The organism is Enterobacter cloacae complex sp. FDA-CDC-AR_0164 (genome assembly GCF_003071645.1).
Lineage (GTDB): Bacteria > Pseudomonadota > Gammaproteobacteria > Enterobacterales > Enterobacteriaceae > Enterobacter > Enterobacter ludwigii.
In genome coordinates this window covers 2,648,558-2,671,798 of sequence record NZ_CP028950.1, presented here as the reverse complement: position 1 = coordinate 2,671,798, position 23,241 = coordinate 2,648,558, and the positions used below count along the sequence as shown (strand labels likewise).

General features: G+C 55.8%; 21 protein-coding genes. 3 read left to right on the top strand and 18 right to left on the bottom strand.

All coding sequences use genetic code 11. The annotated features are described in order from the left end of the window. Positions 1–79 precede the first annotated feature (79 nt). The 4 genes from glrR to purL all read right to left on the bottom strand — a co-directional run bounded on the left by glrR (position 80) and on the right by purL (position 8,014). Entirely contained in the window at positions 80–1,417 is a 1,338-nt protein-coding gene (gene glrR, locus AM410_RS13185) for a two-component system response regulator GlrR (RefSeq protein WP_014171196.1), read from the bottom strand. After that, positions 1,414–2,163 carry a two-component system QseEF-associated lipoprotein QseG gene (qseG, locus tag AM410_RS13180; RefSeq protein WP_014171197.1) on the bottom strand — a complete coding sequence of 250 codons (750 nt, stop codon included), beginning with the start codon at positions 2,161–2,163 and terminating at the stop codon, positions 1,414–1,416. Before qseG ends, glrR begins: the two co-directional genes overlap by 4 nt. Before the next feature lies 1 nt (position 2,164). Continuing rightward, complete coding sequence (gene qseE, locus AM410_RS13175; protein ID WP_083599656.1) at positions 2,165–3,592, bottom strand: two component system sensor histidine kinase QseE/GlrK; 1,428 nt, start codon at positions 3,590–3,592, stop codon at positions 2,165–2,167. Positions 3,593–4,126: 534 nt separating this feature from the next. Further along, entirely contained in the window at positions 4,127–8,014 is a 3,888-nt protein-coding gene (gene purL, locus AM410_RS13170) for a phosphoribosylformylglycinamidine synthase (RefSeq protein ID WP_108647946.1), read from the bottom strand. Positions 8,015–8,281: 267 nt separating this feature from the next. Here purL and mltF point away from each other — a divergent pair, with 267 nt between their 5' ends. Beyond that, positions 8,282–9,832 carry a membrane-bound lytic murein transglycosylase MltF gene (mltF, locus tag AM410_RS13165; RefSeq protein WP_014171200.1) on the top strand — a complete coding sequence of 517 codons (1,551 nt, stop codon included), beginning with the start codon at positions 8,282–8,284 and terminating at the stop codon, positions 9,830–9,832. Here the strand turns inward: mltF and tadA are convergent. The 4 genes from tadA to murQ are packed head-to-tail and all read right to left on the bottom strand — an operon-like array spanning position 9,720 to position 13,189. Beyond that, entirely contained in the window at positions 9,720–10,259 is a 540-nt protein-coding gene (gene tadA / locus AM410_RS13160) for a tRNA adenosine(34) deaminase TadA (RefSeq protein ID WP_020883010.1), read from the bottom strand. The two genes, mltF and tadA, sit on opposite strands and share 113 nt — an antisense overlap. Positions 10,260–10,283: 24 nt before the next feature. After that, positions 10,284–10,919 carry a phosphatidylglycerophosphatase C gene (yfhb, locus tag AM410_RS13155; RefSeq protein ID WP_020883009.1) on the bottom strand — a complete coding sequence of 212 codons (636 nt, stop codon included), beginning with the start codon at positions 10,917–10,919 and terminating at the stop codon, positions 10,284–10,286. Between the two features lie 3 nt (positions 10,920–10,922). Then, a complete protein-coding gene (locus AM410_RS13150; protein ID WP_108647944.1) occupies positions 10,923–12,284 on the bottom strand; it encodes a PTS transporter subunit EIIC in 1,362 nt (453 codons plus the stop codon). Positions 12,285–12,295: 11 nt separating this feature from the next. Then, positions 12,296–13,189, bottom strand: coding sequence for an N-acetylmuramic acid 6-phosphate etherase (murQ, locus tag AM410_RS13145; RefSeq protein WP_014171205.1), 894 nt, complete (start codon positions 13,187–13,189; stop codon positions 12,296–12,298). Positions 13,190–13,307: 118 nt separating this feature from the next. On the opposite strand from murQ, the gene AM410_RS13140 reads away from it, so the two are divergent. Both AM410_RS13140 and AM410_RS13135 read left to right on the top strand, forming a co-directional pair. Then, entirely contained in the window at positions 13,308–14,156 is an 849-nt protein-coding gene (locus tag AM410_RS13140) for a MurR/RpiR family transcriptional regulator (RefSeq protein WP_014171207.1), read from the top strand. A gap of 56 nt (positions 14,157–14,212) precedes the next feature. Continuing rightward, positions 14,213–14,473 (top strand): YfhL family 4Fe-4S dicluster ferredoxin, encoded by a 261-nt coding sequence (locus AM410_RS13135; RefSeq protein ID WP_020883006.1) that lies wholly within the window; start codon positions 14,213–14,215, stop codon positions 14,471–14,473. On the opposite strand, the gene acpS is transcribed toward AM410_RS13135, so the two are convergent. From acpS to rseA, 10 genes are all read right to left on the bottom strand, one after another. Then, positions 14,470–14,850 (bottom strand): holo-ACP synthase, encoded by a 381-nt coding sequence (gene acpS / locus AM410_RS13130; RefSeq protein ID WP_014171209.1) that lies wholly within the window; start codon positions 14,848–14,850, stop codon positions 14,470–14,472. The two genes, AM410_RS13135 and acpS, sit on opposite strands and share 4 nt — an antisense overlap. Then, positions 14,850–15,581 (bottom strand): pyridoxine 5'-phosphate synthase, encoded by a 732-nt coding sequence (pdxJ, locus tag AM410_RS13125; protein ID WP_014171210.1) that lies wholly within the window; start codon positions 15,579–15,581, stop codon positions 14,850–14,852. Before pdxJ ends, acpS begins: the two co-directional genes overlap by 1 nt. A 77-nt stretch (positions 15,582–15,658) precedes the next feature. Then, complete coding sequence (gene recO, locus AM410_RS13120) at positions 15,659–16,366, bottom strand: DNA repair protein RecO (protein ID WP_014171211.1); 708 nt, start codon at positions 16,364–16,366, stop codon at positions 15,659–15,661. Positions 16,367–16,377: 11 nt separating this feature from the next. Further along, positions 16,378–17,283, bottom strand: coding sequence for a GTPase Era (era, locus tag AM410_RS13115; RefSeq protein WP_073396259.1), 906 nt, complete (start codon positions 17,281–17,283; stop codon positions 16,378–16,380). After that, positions 17,280–17,960 carry a ribonuclease III gene (gene rnc / locus AM410_RS13110; RefSeq protein ID WP_003860711.1) on the bottom strand — a complete coding sequence of 227 codons (681 nt, stop codon included), beginning with the start codon at positions 17,958–17,960 and terminating at the stop codon, positions 17,280–17,282. The genes era and rnc overlap by 4 nt, the downstream gene beginning before the upstream one ends. 222 nt (positions 17,961–18,182) lie before the next feature. Beyond that, entirely contained in the window at positions 18,183–19,157 is a 975-nt protein-coding gene (lepB, locus tag AM410_RS13100; RefSeq protein ID WP_014171215.1) for a signal peptidase I, read from the bottom strand. A 15-nt stretch (positions 19,158–19,172) separates the two neighbouring features. Continuing rightward, positions 19,173–20,972, bottom strand: a complete 1,800-nt coding sequence (gene lepA, locus AM410_RS13095) for a translation elongation factor 4 (RefSeq protein WP_014171216.1) — start codon at positions 20,970–20,972, stop codon at positions 19,173–19,175. 185 nt (positions 20,973–21,157) lie between these two features. Further along, entirely contained in the window at positions 21,158–21,634 is a 477-nt protein-coding gene (gene rseC / locus AM410_RS13090; protein WP_014171217.1) for a SoxR-reducing system protein RseC, read from the bottom strand. Then, on the bottom strand, positions 21,631–22,584 hold the full coding sequence (gene rseB, locus AM410_RS13085; RefSeq protein WP_047955969.1) for a sigma-E factor regulatory protein RseB: 954 nt from the start codon (positions 22,582–22,584) through the stop codon (positions 21,631–21,633). The genes rseC and rseB overlap by 4 nt, the downstream gene beginning before the upstream one ends. Next, a complete protein-coding gene (rseA, locus tag AM410_RS13080; RefSeq protein WP_025203448.1) occupies positions 22,584–23,234 on the bottom strand; it encodes an anti-sigma-E factor RseA in 651 nt (216 codons plus the stop codon). Before rseA ends, rseB begins: the two co-directional genes overlap by 1 nt. Positions 23,235–23,241 lie beyond the last annotated feature (7 nt).

The window sequence follows — 23,241 nt, the reverse complement described above, 5'->3', positions numbered from 1 at the left end:
GTGGGTCCTTAAACTCTTGCCTGTAAGCTGCTTCGTAATCGGTTGCTCACAGTATCATACTCATTCAGATTTTGCGGTACTACTCTTTAAAATCGTTTGCTTCCAGCTCATGGCGGGAGAGCAGCTTGTAGAACTCGGTACGGTTGCGCCCGGCCATACGCGCCGCATGGGTTACGTTGCCTTTGGTTATCTGCAGGAGTTTGCGCAGATAGTTCAGTTCGAACTGATTACGCGCTTCTGCAAACGTCGGCAGCGCGGTGTTTTCCCCTTCCAGCGCCTGCTCCACCAGCGCGTCGCTAATGACGGGTGACGAGGTCAGCGCCACGCACTGTTCAATAACGTTCACCAGCTGGCGCACGTTGCCCGGCCAGCTTGCGGCCATCAGCCGTTTCATCGCATCGGTGGAAAACGCCCGGACAAAAGGCTTATGCCGATCGGCCGCCTGGCGCAAAAGATGGTTTGCCAGCAGCGGAATATCTTCCGCCCGCTCGGCCAGTGCCGGAATTTTCAGGTTCACCACGTTCAGACGGTAGTAGAGATCTTCACGAAACTCGTTGCGCGCCATGACTTTTGGTAAATCGCGGTGCGTGGCCGAAATGATACGCACGTTAATATCAATATCGCGGTTACTGCCGAGGGGGCGCACTTTTCGCTCCTGCAAAACACGCAGCAATTTGACCTGCAGTGGTGCCGGCATATCGCCAATCTCGTCCAGGAAAAGTGTGCCGCCTTCTGCCGCCTGGAAAAGCCCTTCCCGGCTGCTCACCGCCCCGGTGAACGCCCCGCGGGCATGACCAAACAGTTCAGACTCAAGCAGTTGTTCAGGGAGCGCACCACAGTTAATCGCGATAAAGGCGTTTTTGCTGCGCGGGCTGGCGTTATGGATAGCCTGGGCAAGGATCTCTTTCCCGGTACCGCTCTGGCCGTTAATCAACACGCTAACGTCTGACTGCGCCACCATCCGGGCCTGTTCGAGCAGACGCAGCATAATCGGGCTGCGGGTGACGATAGACTCCCGCCACGCTTCATCATTCGACGGAGCCGCGTGCTCAAGCGCGCTGTCGATAGCCTTATAGAGGGCATCTTTATCTACCGGCTTGGTCAGGAAGCTGAATACCCCCTGCTGCGTCGCGGCAACGGCATCCGGAATCGATCCGTGCGCCGTCAGGATGATCACCGGCATGCCAGGCTGCTGCTTCTGGATCTCCGCGAACAGCTGCAGGCCATCCATTTCATCCATTCGCAGGTCGCTAATCACCAGATCAACCTTCTCGCGGCTCAGGACTTTCAGCCCCTCCTGCCCGCTTTCCGCCGTCACCACGCTGTAGCCTTCACTGACCAGACGCATCCCCAGCAGCTTTAACAGCCCCGGATCGTCATCCACCAGTAAGAGATGGGCAGGTTTTCGGCTTGTCATGGCTTCACATCCTCTTGTTTCTGCGCATCACCGTCTGGCGTCGCGGCTGACCCTTTTGGCGCGTCAGGCAGATAATTTCCGGCCGGTTTACGCGTCGAGAGCTGCCTTTCGATGTCGGTCAGGTTTTCAAGCTTGCGCGTCGTGGTATCCAGTTGAGCACGCAAGTGCTGCTCCTGCTGGCGCAGCGTATCAAGCTCGCTGTCGGTGGATTGCTGTAATTTGCTGTAGCGAAAACGCTCTTCAGACAACTGCAGTTGTAACGCCTGACCATCACGCCAGAGCTGATACACCGGGCGCACCTGCGCCGGAAGATTTCCGACAAACGTGTCCAGCCGCGTGACGTTGGTGCGACGCTCGACGGGGGTGATTTTCGCATCCGCGAGTAAAATCCCACGCTTGAACGCGTCCTGCCAGGTATCGTCACTGAGCATCGCCGCTTGCGAGCGCGCCTCAACCGGCGCCAGACGCTGGGCGCAATCTATTCCACGTAGCCAGAACAGCGGATTGCTCTCGACGTCATGCCCCGACAGATTCCAGATGTCGTCACAGCGGGTCGACAGGAAATCTGCCAGCTGATTATCTGGCCATTTATCTTGTTGTTTATCGCTAATCGCACTTTGCGGCACATGGGAAACACAGCCCGCCAGAAATAAACAGGGCAGGCTCAGGCGAAACATATTGCTGGAAAACACCGCGCGCACGGCGCGGGAAAAGACGTGTGACATACTCACCAGGCATAGATTCATTTCATTGATTTTTCCGGCTCAGGGGCAGTTCAATACGGAAGCAAACATCTGACCGTTCGTCCGTGGCAATTTTCAGCTCACCCTGCATGCGTCGTATGCAGTCCCGGGCAATACTCAGGCCCAGCCCACTTCCTTTTACCGCCCCTTTCCGCTGATGACTTCCCTGGAAAAAGGGTTCAAAGATCATGGTTTTTTCGTCATCAGGGATTGGAGTGCCGGTGTTAGCGACGTCAATAAACACCCGTGAACCATTCGTATAACTTCGGATATAAATGTTACCGGATTCAGTACCATAGTGCACCGCATTGGAGTAAAGATTATCCAGAACGCTCATCAACAGCATCGGTTCCGCGAGGCAGGTTGGCTCACTGAGCTCCACCCCGGTATGCATCATTTTAGCTCTTGCTGGCAAGCTATGGGCGGAGATCACCATATCCACCAGCGGCGCAATATCGACGTTTTCCAGCAACACCGCGCCATCCGCCAGCTTGCGGTTGTAGTCCAGCAGTTGCTCAATCAGCTTTTGCAGATTGCGGCTGCTGGCATCCAGGATGTCGACAATCTCTTTCTGTTCGGGCGTAAGCGGCCCCGCCACTTCATCTGCCAGCAGTTCCGTTCCTTCGCGCATGCTGGCAAGCGGCGTTTTAAGCTCATGGGAAATATGGCGCAAGAACTGATGGCGCTGGGATTCCAGCCATGCCAGACGTTCAGAAAGCCAGATAATGCGCTGGCCAACGGAGCGCAACTCGCGCGGGCCTTTAAAGGCGACCGTATCCCCGAGAGACTTCCCCTCGCCCAGGCGGTTAATCATGCGCTGTATACCCTTCACCGGGCCGATGATCATGCGGGTAAAGAGCAGAACCAGACCGAGGCTGACGAGGAACAGCACCAGCGCCTGCCAGCCAAAGAACTGGCCACGTTCCGCAATCTCCTGCTGCAGCTGTTGCCCGCGCGAGAAAATAACCGTGCGGGTAGACTGCACCATCTCGGTATTGGCATTCGCAAAGGCTTCCAGACGGGCAGCCGCTGCGGCATCCGGGCCGCTGTTCTTACACTGCAGTTGCGCCAGATCGTTCAAATCCTGACGTAACGCCTGATAAAGCTTATCGTCCGGCAGCACCCCTGCATGGGCGTCCAGCATTTCACTGTAGCGTTTACGTTGATTCTGATAGACCTTTTCCAGAGTAGGATCGTCAAGCACGCAGTACTGGCGATAGCTGCGTTCCATCTCCAGCGCGGCGTTAGTCATCGCTTCACTGCGTCGGGCGTCGATCAGCGTCGTGCGGTTAGTCAGTGCCGCCTGCGCACTCAGCGCGTTGAGACTCTGCCACGCCTGCCATGCCAGGATCAGCAAAGGCAGCAGGATTAGCAGAAAGGCCATCATGACAAGCTGTCGCAGGGAACGAGGAAAAACGGGCCAGCGTTTCAACGCATTACTCTCTTTATCGGGGTTTAAGGAGAGCGTAACTGAGTCTGCCCTTCAGATACAACAAAGCCGGGTAAAAACCCGGCTTTGTCATGGAATGAGGCGGTGCCTAACTCGACGTTTCGCCCTGGCCTGATAAAGCAACGCTATGATCAGTAGTTGGACGGCAGGCACCTTTTTGTGCGTCATTCGAAGTTTATGTAGCACGTCCCGAAGGGGCTGACATAAGAAGGTGAATGAGCCACTGATTAATATTATGCAACACTCGTGCCATAATGCAAAACAATAAATTATCTTGTTGATATTTATGTATTTTATGCAATCATGCCGTTAATTGCCCGCTGAATGATTTCCAGGCTAAGTGTCGCTAAAAAGCAACACCTTAACGACAACCCACCACACCCTATACAATTCAATGAGTTAAATGTCTCCTTTTGGAGACACCACGAATAGCGGATTGTCGCGGTTTTGCGACAGGCACAAAAAAGCCCGGTGGCGTTTTCGCGCACCGGGCCTGCTGTGGGAATAGCGGTACGCTTAACCTAGCTGTTTACGCGCATTACGGAAGATACGCATCCACGGGCTGTCCTCGCCCCAGTTTTCCGGGTGCCAGGAGTTGCTCACGGTACGGAACACTCGTTCCGGGTGCGGCATCATAATGGTCGCACGACCGCTTTCGCTGGTCACCGCAGTGATACCGTTCACCGAACCGTTCGGGTTAGCCGGGTAGGATTCTGTCACCTTGCCGAAGTTATCGACAAAGCGCAGCGCCACCAGACCTTTGCTTTCAAGCTGAGCCAGATGAGCTGCATCGCGCACTTCAACCTGGCCTTCGCCATGGGAAACGGCGATTGGCATCTGCGACCCTACCATGCCCTGCAGCAGCAGAGACGGGCTTTGGGTCACTTCCACGAGGCTGAAACGCGCTTCAAAGCGGTCAGACTGGTTACGCACAAAGCGCGGCCAGGCTTCGCTACCGGGGATCAGCTCGCGCAGGTTGGACATCATCTGGCAACCATTACATACGCCCAGCGCCAGCGTTTGCGGACGGTGGAAGAAGGTTTCAAACTCGTCGCGGACACGGCTGTTGAAGAGGATGGACTTCGCCCAACCCTCACCTGCACCCAGCACGTCGCCGTAAGAGAAACCACCGCAGGCGACCAGCGCCTGGAAATCTTCCAGACCGGTACGCCCGGCCAGCAGGTCGCTCATGTGAACGTCGATGGCATCAAAGCCCGCACGGTAGAAGGCAGCAGCCATCTCAACGTGGGAGTTGACGCCCTGCTCACGCAGTACGGCCACTTTCGGACGCGCGCCGGTCGCAATGTACGGCGCGGCGATATCTTCGTTGATGTCGAAGGAGAGCTTCACGTTCAGGCCAGGATCGTTGTCGTTAGCCTTCGCGTTGTGTTCCTGATCGGCACACTCCGGGTTGTCACGCAGGCGCTGCATCTGCCAGGTGGTTTCAGCCCACCACATACGCAGGGTAGAACGGCTCTCGCTGAACACCGCGTGGCCATCCGCTTCAATGACAAAGCGGTCGCCCTGCACGGCTTTCCCCAGATAATGCACGCAATCTGCCAGGCCGTGTTGAGCCAGTACGCTTTCAACCGCGTCACGATCTGCGGCACGCACCTGAATCACCGCGCCCAGCTCTTCGTTAAACAGCGCCGCCAGACGATCCTCGCCCAGCGTCGCGATGTTCGCTTCAACGCCGCAGTGGCCGGTGAAGGCCATCTCAGCCAGAGTAACCAGCAGGCCGCCGTCGGAACGGTCGTGGTAGGCCAGCAGTTTACGCTGTGCCACCAGTGCCTGGATGGCGTCGTAGAAACCTTTTAACTGCGCCACATCACGTACATCTGCCGGCTTATCACCCAGTTGACGATAAACCTGCGCCAGCGCGGTCGCTCCCAGCGCGTTATGACCTTTACCCAGGTCAATCAGCAGCAGGGCGTTATCTTCAGTCACCAGCTGTGGCGTCACGGTATGGCGCACGTCTTCTACGCGGGCAAACGCGGAGATGATCAGCGACAGCGGAGAGGTCATCTCGCGCTGCTCGTTACCCTCCTGCCAGCGGGTCTTCATCGACATGGAGTCCTTACCCACCGGAATGGTCAGGCCGAGTGCCGGGCAGAGCTCTTCACCCACCGCCTTCACGGCTTCATACAGGCCCGCATCTTCGCCCGGGTGGCCCGCTGCGGCCATCCAGTTCGCGGAAAGTTTGATACGTTTAATGTCGCCAATCTGCGTTGCGGCAATGTTGGTCAGTGCTTCACCAACGGCCAGGCGAGCAGACGCGGCGAAGTCCAGCAGAGCGACCGGGGTACGTTCGCCCAGCGCCATCGCTTCACCGTAGTAGCTGTCGAGACTCGCGGTGGTGACGGCACAGTTAGCCACCGGGATCTGCCACGGGCCAACCATCTGATCGCGCGACACCATACCGGTCACGGTACGGTCGCCGATGGTGACCAGGAAGGTTTTCTCCGCCACGGCCGGCAGGTGCAGAACGCGATTGACCGCGTCAGCCACGGTAATACCCTGACGATCCAGCGCTTTGCCAGCTGCTTTACGGGTCTCAACGTCGCGGGTCATCTTCGGCGTTTTGCCGAGCAGCACGTCCAGCGGCAGATCGATTGGCTGGTTGTCGAAATGGGTGTCGCTCAGGGACAGGTGCAGCTCTTCGGTCGCTTCACCGATGACGGCATACGGGGCACGCTCGCGGCGGCACAGCTCGTCAAATAGCGGCAGCTGATCGGCAGCGACGGCCAGAACATAACGTTCCTGGGATTCGTTACACCAGATTTCCAGCGGGCTCATGCCTGGCTCATCACTCAGGATGTCGCGCAGGTTGAAGCGACCGCCACGACCACCGTCACTGACCAGCTCCGGCATGGCGTTGGACAGTCCGCCCGCGCCTACGTCGTGAATAAAGAGGATGGGGTTGGCATCACCCAGCTGCCAGCAGCGGTCAATGACCTCCTGGCAACGGCGTTCCATCTCCGGGTTATCACGCTGTACGGATGCAAAATCGAGATCCGCATCAGACTGACCGGAGGTCATAGAGGAGGCAGCCCCGCCGCCCAGGCCGATGTTCATAGCCGGGCCCCCCAGGACGATCAGCTTCGCACCGACTACGATCTCGCCTTTTTGCACGTGATCGGCGCGAATGTTACCGATTCCGCCAGCCAGCATGATCGGTTTGTGATAGCCGCGCAGCTCTTCGCCGTTGTGGCTCTCCACTTTCTCTTCGTAGGTACGGAAGTAACCGTTCAGCGCAGGACGTCCAAATTCATTGTTGAACGCCGCCCCGCCCAGTGGGCCTTCGGTCATGATATCCAGCGCGGTCACAATACGTTCCGGCTTGCCGAAATCTTCTTCCCACGGCTGTTCAAAGCCCGGGATGCGCAGGTTGGAGACGGAGAAACCGACCAGACCGGCTTTTGGTTTAGCACCCCGTCCGGTTGCGCCTTCGTCGCGGATTTCTCCGCCAGACCCGGTCGCCGCACCCGGCCACGGCGAGATCGCCGTCGGGTGGTTATGCGTTTCGACTTTCATCAGGATATGCGCCGGCTCCTGATGGAAATCATAGCGCCCTGCTTCGCGATCGGCGAAGAAGCGGCCCACGTCAGAACCTTCCATCACCGCGGCGTTGTCTTTGTAGGCAGACAGCACGTGGTCAGGCGTTTTTTCCATGGTGTTTTTGATCATTTTGAACAGCGACTTCGGCTGCTCTTCACCGTCGATAATCCAGTCGGCGTTGAAAATCTTGTGACGGCAGTGCTCAGAGTTTGCCTGAGCGAACATGTAAAGTTCGATGTCGTTCGGGTTGCGGTTCAGCTTAACAAACGCATCCTGCAGGTAGTCAATTTCGTCTTCTGCCAGTGCCAGACCGAGACGCAGGTTGGCGTCAATCAGCGCCTGACGGCCCTGCCCCAGCAAATCGACGCTCTGTACCGGCGCAGGCTGATGGTGGGAGAAGAGTTTCTGCGCATCGTCCAGAGAGGCAAAGACACTCTCCATCATGCGGTCGTGCAGCTCAGCGGCAACGGTTTGCCACTGCGCATCGGTCAGGGTAGAGGCTTCAACGTAGTACGCCACGCCGCGCTCCAGACGGTTAATCTGGTTCAGACCACAGTTGTGGGCGATGTCGGTGGCTTTGGAAGACCAGGGGGAGATGGTGCCTGGACGAGGCGTCGCAAGGATCAGTTTGCCGGTTGGCGTATGGCTGCTCAGGCTTGGACCATATTTGAGCAGGCGTTCCAGCTGTACTCGCTCCTCTGCATTCAGGGGTGCATTCAGGTCAGCAAAATGGACATACTCAGCGTAAATATTGCTTACCGGAAGGTCGGCTGCCTGAAAACGTGCCAGCAGTTTATTGATACGGAAGGCAGACAGTGCAGGCGAACCACGCAGAATTTCCATCATAAGTCTCTCGTCTTCGAAGCGCCGGGGCGCTTACAGTGTGCGCAAGGGGGGAAAACGGGCGTCATTATAGAGAATCCTGAGCGTCGACGAAACCGTTTGCGTCGAAATAAAATCAACGTTTACGTTTAACAATAGATGTGACCTCTCTCTCTAATTTGTTGCCAAGTGGCGTAACTTTACGCAAAATGCCGCTCATTCAATGGCAAACCTTATTCTTAACATGGCTACAGCATACTGAGGCACCCGGCGTCGCAGAGAATTAACTAATTGAAAAAATTAAAGATTAATTATCTGCTCATCGGCATTGTAACGTTGCTGCTGGCAGTGGCCCTCTGGCCTTCCATCCCCTGGTTCGGTAAAGCCGAAAACCGTATCGCCGCCATACAGGAGCGGGGGGAATTGCGCGTCAGTACCCTCAACTCGCCGCTGATTTACAGCGACATTAACGGCAAAACGATTGGCCTGGATTATGAACTGGCGCAGCAGTTTGCCGACTATCTTGGCGTGAAGCTCAAAATTACCGTCCGTCAGAATATCAGCCAGCTGTTTGATGACCTGGATAACAACGATGCCGATATCCTTGCGGCCGGGCTGGTGTACAACAGCGAGCGCAGCAAGAACTATCAGCCAGGCCCAACCTACTACTCCGTTTCGCAACAGCTGGTCTACCGGGTCGGGAGCCTGCGCCCGCGAACGCTGGCGGCGATTAATGCACAACAGTTGACCATCGCCCCGGGTCACGTCGTGATTGACGATCTGCGTGAGCTCAAGGAGAAGAAATTCCCGGACCTGAGCTGGACCGTTGATCCTAAGCTCGGCACGACTGAACTGCTGGACCAGGTAAAAGATAAAAAACTGCCCTACACCATCGCTGATTCGGTCGCGATCAGCCTTTTCCAGCGCGTGCACCCCGAAATCGCGGTGGCGCTGGACGTGACAGACGAACAGCCGGTGACCTGGTTTAGCCAGCTTGATGACGATCAGACCCTCTCTGCGGCGATGCTCGATTTCTTCAACACCATCAATGAAGACGGTACGCTGGCGCGTCTGGAAGAGAAATACCTCGGCCACGGTGACGATTTTGATTACGTCGACACCCGAAGCTTCTTGCGCGCGGTCGATAGCGTGCTGCCAGACCTGCAGCCGTTATTTGAGAAGTATGCCCAGGAGATCGACTGGCGATTACTGGCAGCGATCTCTTATCAGGAATCCCACTGGGATACTCAGGCCACCTCGCCCACTGGCGTTCGCGGCTTAATGATGCTCACTAAAAATACCGCTCAGAGCCTTGGGCTGACCGACCGCACCGATGCAGAACAGAGCATCAGCGGCGGCGCACGGTATCTGCAGGACATGATGGGCAAAGTGCCGGAGACGGTGCCTGAAGAGGAACGGATCTGGTTTGCGCTGGCAGCCTACAACATGGGTTACGCGCACATGCTTGACGCGCGCGCGCTGACGGCGAAAACGAAAGGTAACCCGGACAGCTGGTCAGACGTAAAACAGCGCCTGCCGCTGTTGAGCCAGAAGCCGTGGTACAACAAGCTGACCTACGGTTACGCACGCGGGCATGAAGCCTACGCCTACGTGGAAAATATCCGTAAATATCAGATTAGCCTGGTGGGTTATCTGCTGGAGAAGGAAAAAGAGGCGGCAGAGGCAAATCAGCTGGCCCAGAGTTATCCGGTGGTGGCACCGGACGAACTTACTCGCCCGACAACTTCAATTCTGCCTTTTGTTGCTTTTTCTGCTGACGGCGCATTCGAAAGAAATCACTTAATAGCCCCGCACACTCTGGTGCAAGTACCCCACCGATAGTCTGCACCTGGTGGTTCATCCCCGGGTGTCCCAGTACGTCCATCAGCGAACCGGCCGCTCCGGTTTTTTCATCCCGCGCGCCAAAGACCAGCGTGCCGATACGGCTATGCACCATCGCGCCGGAACACATAACGCACGGCTCAAGCGTGACATACAGCGTGGTATCAAGCAGACGATAGTTTTGCAGCACCATTCCGCCCTGACGAAGGGCCATGATTTCAGCGTGCGCAGTCGGATCGTGACGGCCAATCGGGCGGTTCCACCCTTCCCCTATCACCTGGTTATTGTGGACAAGCACAGCACCCACGGGCACTTCCCCCTCGTCCCAGGCACGCTGGGCAAGCGTAAGCGCATGGCGCATCCAGTATTCATGATCGCGTTCAGGGTTGCACAACGGTTGATACTCCAGTCTAAAAGCGGGCGGCATTATACACACCCGCTATAGATAAGACTATTCGAGTTGCTGAAGTTCGCCTGCGGGCGTGACGCGCCAGCGATGCTGGCAAAAATAGAGCAGCGGGTTGTCCTGCTTGCTGTCGCTGTAGCCGCTGTAAAGACGCAGTGGCGTACCGATTCGCTTCTCCAGTTGCACCACCTTTTCATGCCCCAGGCAGCGCATGGTCAGTACCCATCCGCCATACCCGCGGGTAATTTGCGTGGCGATAAGATTCACCCGCGGCAGCCACGGGGTATCATAATAGACCTGTTCCACCAGCGCTTGCGGGGATCCGGTAATCAACCAGATGTCGGCATCGTTCGCGTCGAGATAGCTGGTGAGCCTTGCCTGAACAACCGGAAACGCGGTCACATGCCCGCGAAACCAGTGCACAAAGTCCTGCTGAAGCTGTTTAAGCCGCGCTTCGCTGCGTCCAAAGGTACAGCCCCAGAGCAACAGGCTCATTGGCCAGCGCGCTGCCCGACCTTTTAGCAGCAACGCAATGCCAATTACGGGTAAGAGAGGTAATACGAGCAGCGCATTCAAAGGCTGACGCCGCAGCAGGTAGCGCATAAACGTACCAAACATATCCTGCTGATGCAGCGTACCGTCCAGGTCGAAAAAAACAACGCGACGCTCGTGATTTGCCAAACCTTACTCCTCTGGATCGTTGAATCCTAACAGCCAGGTAAACAGGAACCCGGCGATCACCGCTACCAGATAGCCTAACAGACAGAGCATAACTTTTCCGGTCACGATGGTGAGCGCCAGCGGCAGCCCGGAGATCCCGAAGGTGATCACCGTTGCCACTTTCCAGTAGCTGATCAGCGCTCCGCCTACCGCCCCCCCCAGGCAAGCACCGAGGAACGGTTTCCCCAGCGGCAGCGTGACGCCGAAAATCAGCGGCTCGCCAATTCCGAGTAATCCGACCGGCAGCGCACCTTTGATCACTTTTTTCAGCCGCGCGTTGCGGGTTTTCATCAGTACGGCAATCGCCGCCCCGACCTGCCCCACGCCAGCCATCGACAGGATGGGCAGCAGCGCGTTGTAACCGTGCGCCTGCACCAGCTCGACGTGGATCGGCACCAGCCCCTGATGCAGACCGGTCAGTACCAGCGGCAAGAAGGTGCCTGACAGCACGGCACCCACTAACAGACCGCCGCGATCGATAGCCAGCGATGCGCCATGGGCGATGGCCTCAGAGATCCAGCCCCCCAGCGGTTGCAACGCCACAATAGCCACGCTACCGGTGATCAATGTCGTTAACAGTGGATTGAGGATCAGCTCAATTGATCCAGGCAGGAGGGTGCGCAGTTTCTTCTCGATCCAGCACATCAGGATGACCACCAGCAGCACGGCAATCACCCCGCCGCGGCCAGGCTGGAGCGCCTCACCAAACAGGGTTATCTGCGCCAGTTGTGGGCTGGACAGAATACCTGCCATCACCCCGCCCATGGCCAGCGAGCCGCCAAAGACCTTCGCGGTGTTGACCCCCACCAGAATGTTCATGATGGCAAACACGGCGCTGCCGAAAATCCCGAGAATGCCTAATAAATTAGGATACTGGGTCGCGAAGTCCCCTACGATATCCGGACGCTTAAGAATATTGATGATCCCGGTGATTAAGCCAGAGGCAATAAACGCCGGGATCAGCGGAATAAAGACGTTGGCCAGTTGTCGCAGCGCATCGCTCATGGGGGCTTTGTATCGGGCCTTTGCCTGCGCCTTCGTACGTTCGACGTCATCGATCGCCACGCTTTCGCCGCCGACCATCAGCGCACGCATGGCATCCACAACCTGCGCCGCCTTTCCCGGCCCGACAATCAGCTGGTGCTGTTGCCCCTGTTTAACGTAACCACTCACGCCGGAAAGCTGCTTCAGACGCGGCACATCAAGCTGCTCGTCGTTATGCACCTCGACGCGCACGCGCGTCATGCAGTTTTCCAGACGCTGAATATTTTTTTCCCCACCGATCCCCTGCAGGATATCGCTGGCGAGCGCTGCTGTTTTGTCCATACACGCCTCTGTTAGTTTTCTAATGCCGCCCGTAAGAACCCGTTATGGGCATTGAGCCTTGCTCTGGCGGCCGCAGCGTCCAGTCCGCTCAGGATCATCAGAATGGCCGGTTTAACATCGTGATCGGTTTGTTTCAGTACCGCTTCCGCCTCTTCGCGGCTTGCTCCTGTCGCCTCCATGACCATACGGCAGGCTCTGTCCACCAGCTTGACGTTGGTCGCTTGCATATCCACCATCAGGTTCTGATAAACCTTGCCAAACTTCACCATCGCGCCAGTGGAGATCATGTTGAGCACCAGCTTTTGCGCGGTGCCGGATTTCAGGCGCGTAGAGCCGGTTAACGCTTCCGGGCCGACAACCGGAGAGATAGCGATAGCAGCGACCTGCGCAATCGGCGAGCCAGGATTACAGGAAATCGCCACCGTGGTGCAGCCCGTCTTGTTGGCATACTCCAGACCGCCGATAACGTACGGCGTACGCCCGGAGGCCGCCAGCCCAACAACCAGATCCTGAGCGGTCAGATTTAGCCCCTTCAGGTCATCCTCGCCGAGCTGTTTGTTGTCTTCCGCTCCTTCCACGGCTTTCAGCAGCGCGCCAGGGCCGCCAGCAATCAACCCGACCACCAAACCGTGCGGCACACCAAACGTTGGCGGGCATTCAGAGGCATCCAGCACACCAAGACGCCCGCTGGTTCCGGCGCCCATGTAGATAATGCGACCACCGGCCTTCAGTGCTTCCGCCGCCGCATCGACGGCTTTCGCCACCTCCGGTAATGTCTCTTTCACTGCCTGCGCGACCAGCGTATCCTGTTGATTAAAACGGTTAACCAGTTCCAGGGTGCTGAGCGCATCCAGATCCATGGTTTGTGGGTTACGCGTTTCAGAAACAAGTGAGCCAAGATTCATCTTTTGTACCTCAAGAATTTTTAATTCATAATAATCTCACTATAATGGAATATAAAATTCATTCAGGCGAGCAAAATTCGTATTTGCGCAGACAATCACAATTTCGCCAGGAGAACCTATGAACTGTTTAATTCGCATTCGCCAGCGCTATGCAGGCTTTGCTCAAAGCGATAAAAAGTTGGCGGATTTTCTGCTCTCTCAGCCCGACCATGCCCGCCATCTCAGCTCGCAGCAGCTGGCGAGTGAGGCCGGAGTGAGTCAGTCGAGCGTGGTGAAATTTGCCCAGAAGATTGGCTTTAAAGGCTTCCCGGCTCTCAAGCTGGCGATTAGCGAAGCGCTGGTGAGTAACCCCAATCCGCAGTCGATGCCGGTACATAATCAGATTCGTGGCGATGACCCGATGCGTCTGGTGGGAGAGAAGCTCATCAAAGAGAATGTCGCGGCCATGCATGCCACCCTTGATGTGAATACTGAAGAAAAATTACTGGAAAGCGTGGCGATGCTGCGTGCAGCGCGACGTATTATTTTGACCGGGATAGGCGCGTCCGGACTGGTGGCACGTAACTTTGGCTGGAAGCTGACAAAAATAGGTTACAACGCCATTGTCGAGCAGGATATGCACGCCCTGCTGGCAACCGTGCAGGCGATGGATGCTAACGATCTGCTGCTGGCGATCTCCTATTCCGGCGAACGCCGCGAGATCAATATGGCTACCGATGAAGCCTTACGCGTAGGCGGTAAGATTCTGGCCATCACCGGGTTTACTCCCAACGCGCTGCAGCAGCGGGCTACGCGCTGTTTATATACGATCGCGGAAGAGCAGGCTACGCGCAGCGCGGCGATCTCCTCGACAAGTGCGCAAATGATGTTGACCGACCTGCTGTTTATGGCCCTGGTGCAACAGGATCTGGAGCACGCGCCAGAGCGTATCCGGCACAGTGAAGAGCTGGTAAAAAAACTGGTTTGAACAGGTAATGAGCGTATAATGCCCGCCCTGTTTGTGTTGTTTCTGAGAATTTCCTGATGGCGCTGTTAATCACCAAAAAATGCATCAATTGCGATATGTGCGAACCGGAATGCCCGAACCAGGCGATTTCGATGGGCGAGAGCATTTATGAGATTAACAGCGACCGCTGCACCGAATGCATCGGCCACTACGAAACACCGACCTGTCAGAAAGTGTGCCCAATCCCCAATACCATCCTGAAAGATCCGGCACACGTCGAGAGCGAAGAGCAGCTTTGGGATAAGTTTGTCCTGCTGCATCACGCGGACAAACTTTAACTTTCGATAATCACCGTCGCGCAGGCGTAGTGGCGTTCATCGGCGAGCGTCACGTGCATGTGATTTACGCCGAGTTTCTCTGCCAGCGTTTGCGCCTCACCCCATAAACGCAGGCGTGGTTTACCCAGCTCATCGTTAAACACTTCAAACTGGTTAAACGCCAGACCGTTACGAATACCGGTGCCGAAGGCTTTGGCTGCCGCCTCTTTGACGGCAAAGCGCTTGGCCAGAAAACGTACCGGCTGCTGATGCGTCTCCCAGATGGCCCATTCGTTATCGCTCAACACGCGTCGTGCCAGGCGATCGCCGCTACGGGCGATCACCGCTTCAATGCGGGCTATTTCAACGATATCGGTGCCTAAGCCCAGAATAGCCATTACTGACGCGCTTCCAGCATCAGGCGTTTCATTTCTGAGACCGCCTCTTTCAGGCCACTCATTACCGCACGGCCAATAATAGCGTGGCCGATATTCAGCTCATGCATTTCTGGCAGGGCTGCAATAGCCTTGACGTTATGGTAGGTCAGGCCATGCCCGGCGTTAACTTTCAGACCCAGGCTCGCGGCATAGGTGGCCGCATTGGCGATACGCTCCAGCTCTTTGGCCTGCGTAGTTTCGTCTTTCGCATCAGCGTAACAGCCGGTATGAATTTCAATATAGGGCGCGCCCACTTCGGCAGCCGCTTTGATCTGTGCTACATCGGCGTCGATGAACAGAGAGACCAGGATACCTGCCTCAGCCAGACGCTTGCAGGCATCACGCATTTTGTCGCGTTGACCCGCCACGTCCAGGCCCCCTTCGGTGGTCACTTCCTGACGTTTTTCCGGTACCAGGCAGCAGAAATGCGGCTTCGTCTCGCAGGCAATCGTCAGCATCTCTTCCGTGACCGCCATCTCCAGGTTCATGCGGGTGTCCAGCGTCTGACGCAAAATGCGCACATCGCGGTCGGTAATATGACGGCGGTCTTCACGCAGGTGAACGGTAATGCCATCGGCGCCAGCCTGCTCAGCGATGAACGCCGCCTGAACCGGATCGGGATAAGCCGTGCCGCGTGCATTACGCAGCGTGGCGATGTGATCAATGTTGACGCCTAACAGTAATTCAGCCATGACAATCCTCGGTATTTTAGTTCGTGTCCCTGCCTCCCTCTCCCTCAATGAGAGGGCTGGAGCGAGGGTCTGATACGTTAACGTTTCGGCATAAACTGCCTGAACAATTCGCGGCTCTTTAAGGGCTTGCCGCCAAGATACGGCTTGAGCGCAATCCGGGTAAAGCGTTTTGCTGCGCGAAGGGTATCCTGATCGGGAAACTCGCGCGCATACAGCGCTCTAAGCTGTCGCCCGGTAAAGGTGCTGTTATCTATCACAACGCTGGCGATAAAGCCTTTTTCTTCACGGTAGCGATAGGTCATCGCATCCTCTACCTCGTCTCCGCTCCCTGCACAATGCAAAAAATCGACCCCATAGCCCAGGTGTCCAAGCAGCGCCAGTTCAAAACGACGCAGGGCAGGTTCGGGCGTACCGGTAGCGCCGGCCAGCGCCTGGATACAGTGCAGGTAATCAAAGAAAAGTTCAGAGAAGCGAGTCTCATGCTCCAGAACACGTGAGATGAGTTCGTTGACATAGAGACCGCTGTACAGCGTGATACCAGAAAGGGGGAGCGCCAGAGAGACGGCTTCGGCACTGCGCAGGGTTTTGACTTCCCCACGCCCACCGAAGCGTACCAGCAGCGGAGTGAAAGGCTGTAAGGCACCCTTCAGGCCGGAGCGTTTGGAACGTGCGCCTTTAGCAACAAGGCGCACACGGCCCGACTCTTCCGTGAAAACGTCCAGCATAAGGCTGGTCTCGCTCCACGGACGGCTATGGAGGACAAAGGCACGCTGCCATCCATCCACGATGTTCAGTCTTAGACGTCGTCGCCGTAACCGAGGCTGCGCAATGCACGCTCATCATCGGCCCAGCCTGATTTCACCTTCACCCACAGTTCAAGGTGAACCGGGGCTTCAAACATGTCCTGCATGTCTCTGCGCGCTTCAATGCCGATGGTTTTGATCTTGGCACCTTTGTTGCCGATCACCATCTTCTTCTGCCCTTCGCGCTCAACGAGGATCAGGCCGTTGATGTCATAGCCGCCGCGTTCGTTGGTCTGAAAACGTTCAATCTCAACCGTTACGGAGTACGGCAGTTCCGCGCCAAGGAAACGCATCAGTTTTTCACGGATGATCTCAGAGGCCATAAAGCGCTGAGAACGATCGGTGATGTAATCTTCCGGGAAGTGATGAATCGCTTCCGGCAGATGTTTGCGCACGATGCCTGCGATAGTATCGACGTTCAGACCGGTCTCGGCAGACAGCGGGACGATATCAAGGAAGTTCATCTGGCTTCCCAGCCACTGCAGGTGCGGCAGCAGATCGGCTTTTTCCTGCACGTTGTCCACTTTGTTGACCGCAAGGATCACCGGCGTTTTACCGTCGCGCAGTTTGTTCAGCACCATTTCGTCGTCAGGCGTCCAGCGGGTGCCCTCCACCACGAAAATCACCAGCTCTACGTCGCCAATCGAGCTGCTCGCCGCCTTGTTCATCAGGCGGTTGATGGCGCGCTTCTCTTCAATGTGCAGGCCCGGGGTATCAACGTAGATCGCCTGATAGGCGCCTTCCGTGTGGATACCGACGATGCGGTGACGCGTGGTCTGCGCCTTACGGGAAGTAATGGAAATTTTCTGCCCAAGCAGATTATTCAACAGGGTAGATTTGCCAACGTTCGGACGTCCGACGATGGCAATAAACCCGCAATACGTTTTTTCTTCGCTCATTCCAGCTCCAGCATTTTTAACGCCTGTTCGGCGGCAGCCTGTTCAGCCTTACGACGGCTAGAACCTGTGCCGACCACCGGTTCACTCAGGCCACTGACCTGGCAATGGATGGTAAATTCCTGATCGTGCGCTTCACCCCGCACCTGCACCACCAGATAGGATGGCAGCGGGAGGTGGCGACCCTGCAAATATTCCTGCAGACGCGTTTTCGGATCTTTTTGTTTATCGCCCGGACTGATTTCGTCCAGACGGGTTTGATACCAGTTAAGGATCAGCTTTTCTACAGTCTGAATATCGCTGTCCAGGAACACACCACCAATTAATGCTTCGACCGTGTCGGCAAGAATAGATTCACGACGGAAGCCGCCGCTTTTCAGTTCACCCGGCCCAAGTCGCAGACATTCGCCCAGTTCAAATTCACGAGCGATTTCCGCCAGGGTATTACCCCGAACCAGCGTCGCGCGCATGCGGCTCATATCACCTTCGTCCACACGTGGGAAACGATGATAAAGCGCATTCGCGATCACGAAACTTAAAATAGAGTCACCCAGGAACTCGAGGCGCTCATTATGCTTGCTGCTGGCACTGCGGTGGGTTAATGCCTGTTGCAACAACTCCTGATGATGAAAAGTGTAGCCCAGCTTCCGTTGAAGCCGATTAATTACGATGGGGTTCATGCGATACCAGTAAATGAATGCGTCAAAAATGCAGCACACGAAACCGACCTGAGAAGACCAACGCGGTTTCGTGTGCCGTGGCACCCTTGCAGGGCCAACCTTAAACTTCGGGGGAATATTCTATACACAACGACAGGGGATGTCGTTAGTCCAAAGAGATTTATCGCTGAAATAATTCACGTAGCCGCTAATTAACGCGGCTACGCGTTCATTTAATGAGAATTAATGGATCCCGCCGATACGATTCAGGCGAACGCCGGTAGGCCATTCGCCTTCCTGCTTCTCAAAACTCATCCAGATAGCGGTCGCTTTACCTACCAGATTCGCTTCCGGCACAAAGCCCCAGTAACGGCTGTCCGCGGAATTATCGCGGTTATCACCCATCATGAAGTAGTGTCCCGGTGGTACGATCCAGCTGGCCAGCTGTTGGCCTGGCTGCCGGTAGTACATCCCCACTTGATCCTGCGCGATTGGCACGGTGAGGATACGGTGGGTCACATCACCCAACGTCTCTTTACGTTCCACCAGGCGAATACCGTCCTCTTTGGTCTCTCCTTTGGGCACCTGGAAGAAACCGCTGGTCGCTTCACCGCCGTTACGGCGAGCAAAGGTCTGCACAAAATCACTTGGCTCAACGTTTGAGTAAGTGATTGGCAGCGCGTTTTCACACGCGGTACCGGAGCTGCAGCCAGGCTGAACGGTAACTTCTTTCGCCACCGGATCGTAGGTGACTTTATCACCCGGCAGACCCACTGCACGCTTGATGTAATCCAGACGCGGATCTTCCGGGTATTTAAACACCACGATGTCGCCACGTTTCGGATGACCGGTTTCGATCAGCGTTTTCTGGTAGATCGGATCTTTAATCCCGTAGGCAAACTTCTCAACCAGAATAAAATCGCCAATCAGCAGCGTTGGCATCATTGAACCAGACGGGATCTGGAACGGCTCGTAAATAAACGAGCGGACAACCAGCACAATCGCCAGCACCGGAAATACCGATGCCCCGGTTTCCAGCCAGCCCGGTTTCGGGCCGACTTTCTTCAGGGTTTTCGCGTCCAGCCCATCGCCAGTGGCTGCCTGTGCGGCAGCCTGACGTTCATGGCGTTTTGGGGCGAAAATAAACTTATCCAGACACCACAACAAACCTGTCACCAGGGTAGCAATGACCAGAATCAGGGCAAACATGTTCGCCATGCCAACTCCTTAGGGTTATTTGCCGTCTTTACCAACATGAAGGATGGCAAGGAATGCTTCCTGCGGCAGTTCGACGTTACCGACCTGCTTCATACGCTTCTTACCTTCTTTCTGTTTCTGCAGCAGCTTTTTCTTACGGCTGACGTCACCGCCGTAGCATTTCGCCAGAACGTTTTTACGCAGCTGTTTCACAGTAGAACGGGCAATAATGTGGTTACCGATGGCGGCCTGAATCGCGATATCAAACTGCTGACGCGGGATCAGCTCTTTCATCTTCTCAACCAGCTCACGGCCACGGTATGGCGCATTGTCGTTGTGAGTGATCAGTGCCAGCGCATCCACACGCTCGCCGTTGATCAGCACGTCCACACGCACCATGTTAGACGCCTGGAAGCGTTTGAAGTTGTAATCCAGTGACGCATAGCCACGAGAGGTAGACTTCAGACGATCGAAGAAGTCGAGGACCACTTCCGCCATAGGGATTTCGTACGTCAGCGCAACCTGATTACCGTGGTAAACCATGTTGGTCTGTACGCCACGCTTCTCAATACACAGCGTAATAACGTTACCTAGGAACTCCTGCGGCAGCAGCATATGACACTCTGCAATGGGCTCGCGCAGTTCTTCGATATTGTTCAGTGGCGGCAGCTTGGACGGGCTATCGACGTAGACGATCTCTTTGTTGGTGGTCTGCACTTCGTACACAACGGTCGGTGCCGTGGTGATCAGATCCAGATCGTATTCACGCTCCAGACGCTCCTGGATGATCTCCATGTGCAGCAGACCAAGGAAGCCGCAGCGGAAGCCGAAGCCCAGCGCCGTGGAGCTTTCTGGTTCATAGAACAGGGAAGCATCGTTGAGGCTCAGCTTGCCGAGCGCATCGCGGAAGTTTTCATAGTCGTCAGAGCTGACCGGGAACAGACCCGCGTAAACCTGCGGTTTAACCTTTTTAAAGCCTGGCAGCGCTTTGTCTGCCGGGTTACGTGCACCGGTCAGGGTATCACCCACTGGCGCGCCGAGGATGTCTTTAATGGCGCAGACCAGCCAGCCTACTTCGCCACATTTCAGCTCGGTACGGTCAACCTGTTTTGGCGTGAAGATACCCAGACGGTCAGCGTTGTAAACCTGGCCAGTACTCATTACCTTGATTTTGTCGCCTTTACGCATGGTGCCGTTTTTAATACGCACCAGCGAGACAACGCCCAGGTAGTTATCAAACCAGGAGTCGATGATCAGCGCCTGCAGCGGGGCATCCGGGTCACCTTCTGGTGCCGGAATATCACGCACCAGGCGTTCCAGCACGTCGGTAACGCCCACGCCTGTTTTAGCGGAGCAGCGCACCGCATCGGTCGCGTCGATGCCGACAATATCTTCAATCTCTTCCGCTACGCGCTCAGGATCGGCAGCTGGCAGGTCAATTTTGTTCAGAACCGGAACAACCTCGAGATCCATTTCCATCGCGGTGTAGCAGTTTGCCAGGGTCTGGGCTTCAACGCCCTGCCCGGCATCCACAACCAGCAGCGCGCCTTCACAGGCCGCCAGCGAGCGTGAAACTTCATAGGAGAAGTCAACGTGGCCTGGGGTGTCGATAAAGTTCAGCTGATAGATTTCGCCATCAGCCGCTTTGTAATCAAGCGTAACGCTCTGCGCTTTGATGGTGATACCGCGTTCGCGTTCCAGGTCCATGGAGTCCAGAACCTGGGCTTCCATTTCACGATCAGACAGGCCACCGCAAATCTGGATAATACGGTCAGACAGCGTCGACTTACCGTGGTCAATGTGAGCAATGATCGAAAAGTTACGTATGTTCTTCATATAGTTAAATAATTATGCCTTACGAATTCCTGGAGGCCGCTGTTCTTAGCCTGACGTTTTTCAGTGCGAAAACGCCGCATTCTACACTACATCCCCGTTACCTGGAAATGTACTTAGCGCCAGGTATAGCGTGAAGAAATGACGTTTTCTGTTTTAGGACGTAAAAAAGGACAAAGCCCGATGGATCACCGGGCCTCAGAAGAGAGCGTCTCAACACGAAGCTGGTCGGGTGCCAGCCCAACGCTGAGAATAACAGGCTGCCACTCTTCGCGTGCGGCAAGCTTCGGGGAGAGAGCTTTGGCCAGCCAGAATCCCCCTACGCCGCCCAATGCCGCACCACACATGGCGGCCACATCGGTACCAAACAGCATCTGGAATACGCCGCCCATAACAAACAGCCCCACCAGCGGAGAGAGATAAACCAGCATGGCGGACGTGAGCAGGCTACCTTCTGCAATTCCCAGCTCCACCTTTTGCCCCACCATCAGCGGCCGATCGCTTGGCACGGAAATGGTATGCGAGGTTTGCGGCCCGAGCTTGTTCAGCACGCGGCTACCGCAACCGGCTCTGGAAGCACAGCTATTGCATGAGGCCTTAACATCACAGCTCACCAGCGCAATGCCATTCTGCCACGATACGACCGTAGCCCACTCTTTAATCATTGTGCAGTCCTGAATTTAATGCTGTCGGAAATACGCTTCGCCGTTTGTGGCGGTAATTCACCCACAATGGTGATCTCTGCGTTATCGCGAACCGTGGTGCTGACCGTCCTGCGTCCGGTACGAAGCATTTGTTCAGAACTGTTTGCCGATGCGCGGTTAATGTTCACCGAGAAACTGAACAAACCATCGGAATAAAGACGCGATTCAACCGGTGTTTCAATGGTTGGCAGTTGTCGACGGCTGCTGGAGACTTCGCTAAACCCTTGCGGGATCCAGGAAGGAACCCAGTTGAAGTTGACGGAATCACCCGCCGGTACCGAAAGCAGTGGCGGCAGGCTGGCTTTCGCCAGATTCTGCATGCTATTACCCACCTGATTGTTTACGCTAAAGGAGATAACGCGGAACTGTTCCAGCGTTTCACCATCACGGTCAAGCAGGTCTACACGCATTGGCAGCTTGGTTTCGGCGTCAATCCAGACGATATAGCTGTAACGCGTTCCGTCACGAGCAACAACGCGGATTACTTCGCACAGTCTGTCCGCAATGCGCGTACGCCCTACCGAAATGAAATCATAGTAAGGCGCAAGACGTTTGAAGTCGGTGTAGATAAGCGATGGCAGAGAATCGACGATATAATCGCCATTCAGTGTGAAAGGCTCCAGACCGGGTTCGAAATAACTGATTTCGTTACCACGCTGGACAACTTCCCGACGCGGGCCATCCATCTGTAAAAGCTGGGCGAGTGGCTGGTTATCAAGACGGGCATGGCGGTATCGTAACGACTCGACGCCCTGCTTATTGATACTGATAAATGCCAACTCGTAATTGAGTGACTGGCTGGCCAGATTCATTTGCTGCAACAACGCCCCGGATGAAACATCAGCCGAGGCGTTGGCAGAGAAGAACAGGCTACCCGCCATCAGAGACATGGCGAACCAAAGTTGCTTCATTACTGCGATTGCGTTCCTAAAGTTTGGTTTCCGGGCACCTGCACAGCCGCTTGCTGGGTTTGTGCCTGCTCAAACTGAAGCTGTTCAGAGTGCAGACGACGCTGCAACTCGTAATCCTGCAACATCGCATTAATGCGACGGCGTTGCTCCTGAACCTGCTGTTGCTGGCCGCCGCTGGCGGATGCATCAGCCGGAACACCCAAACTTACCGGGCTGGCTTTGCCCATCATCGGCAGTGTGTTGAACACTGGCGCTTCTGGCTGCTGATTAGTTTCAGACTGAGTATTATAGTGCTGGACGCCAACGATAACTGCAAGCGATACGCATGCAGCCACACCCATTTGGGTGAGCTGGCTGGCCCACGGACGCACCTTGTGCCAGAACGGCATTTTCTGCCACTGGTGAGGCGCAGGTTGAGCTTCAGGAATCAGCGGAGTGGTCTGACGGACAGGCTCATTTTCAATGGCCGCCATCACGCGAGCTGAGATATCGAAATGGAGAACCTCGCCGGTGTCACCGCGAAGGGTGTCACGGATGAGATGGTAACTCTCCCAGGTCTCTTGCATTTCGGGAGAATGAGACAGCTCGTTGAGCAGCTCACTATCCAGCGTTTCACCATCCATTAAAGCGGAAAGTTTTTCTTTCTGCATGCCTAAT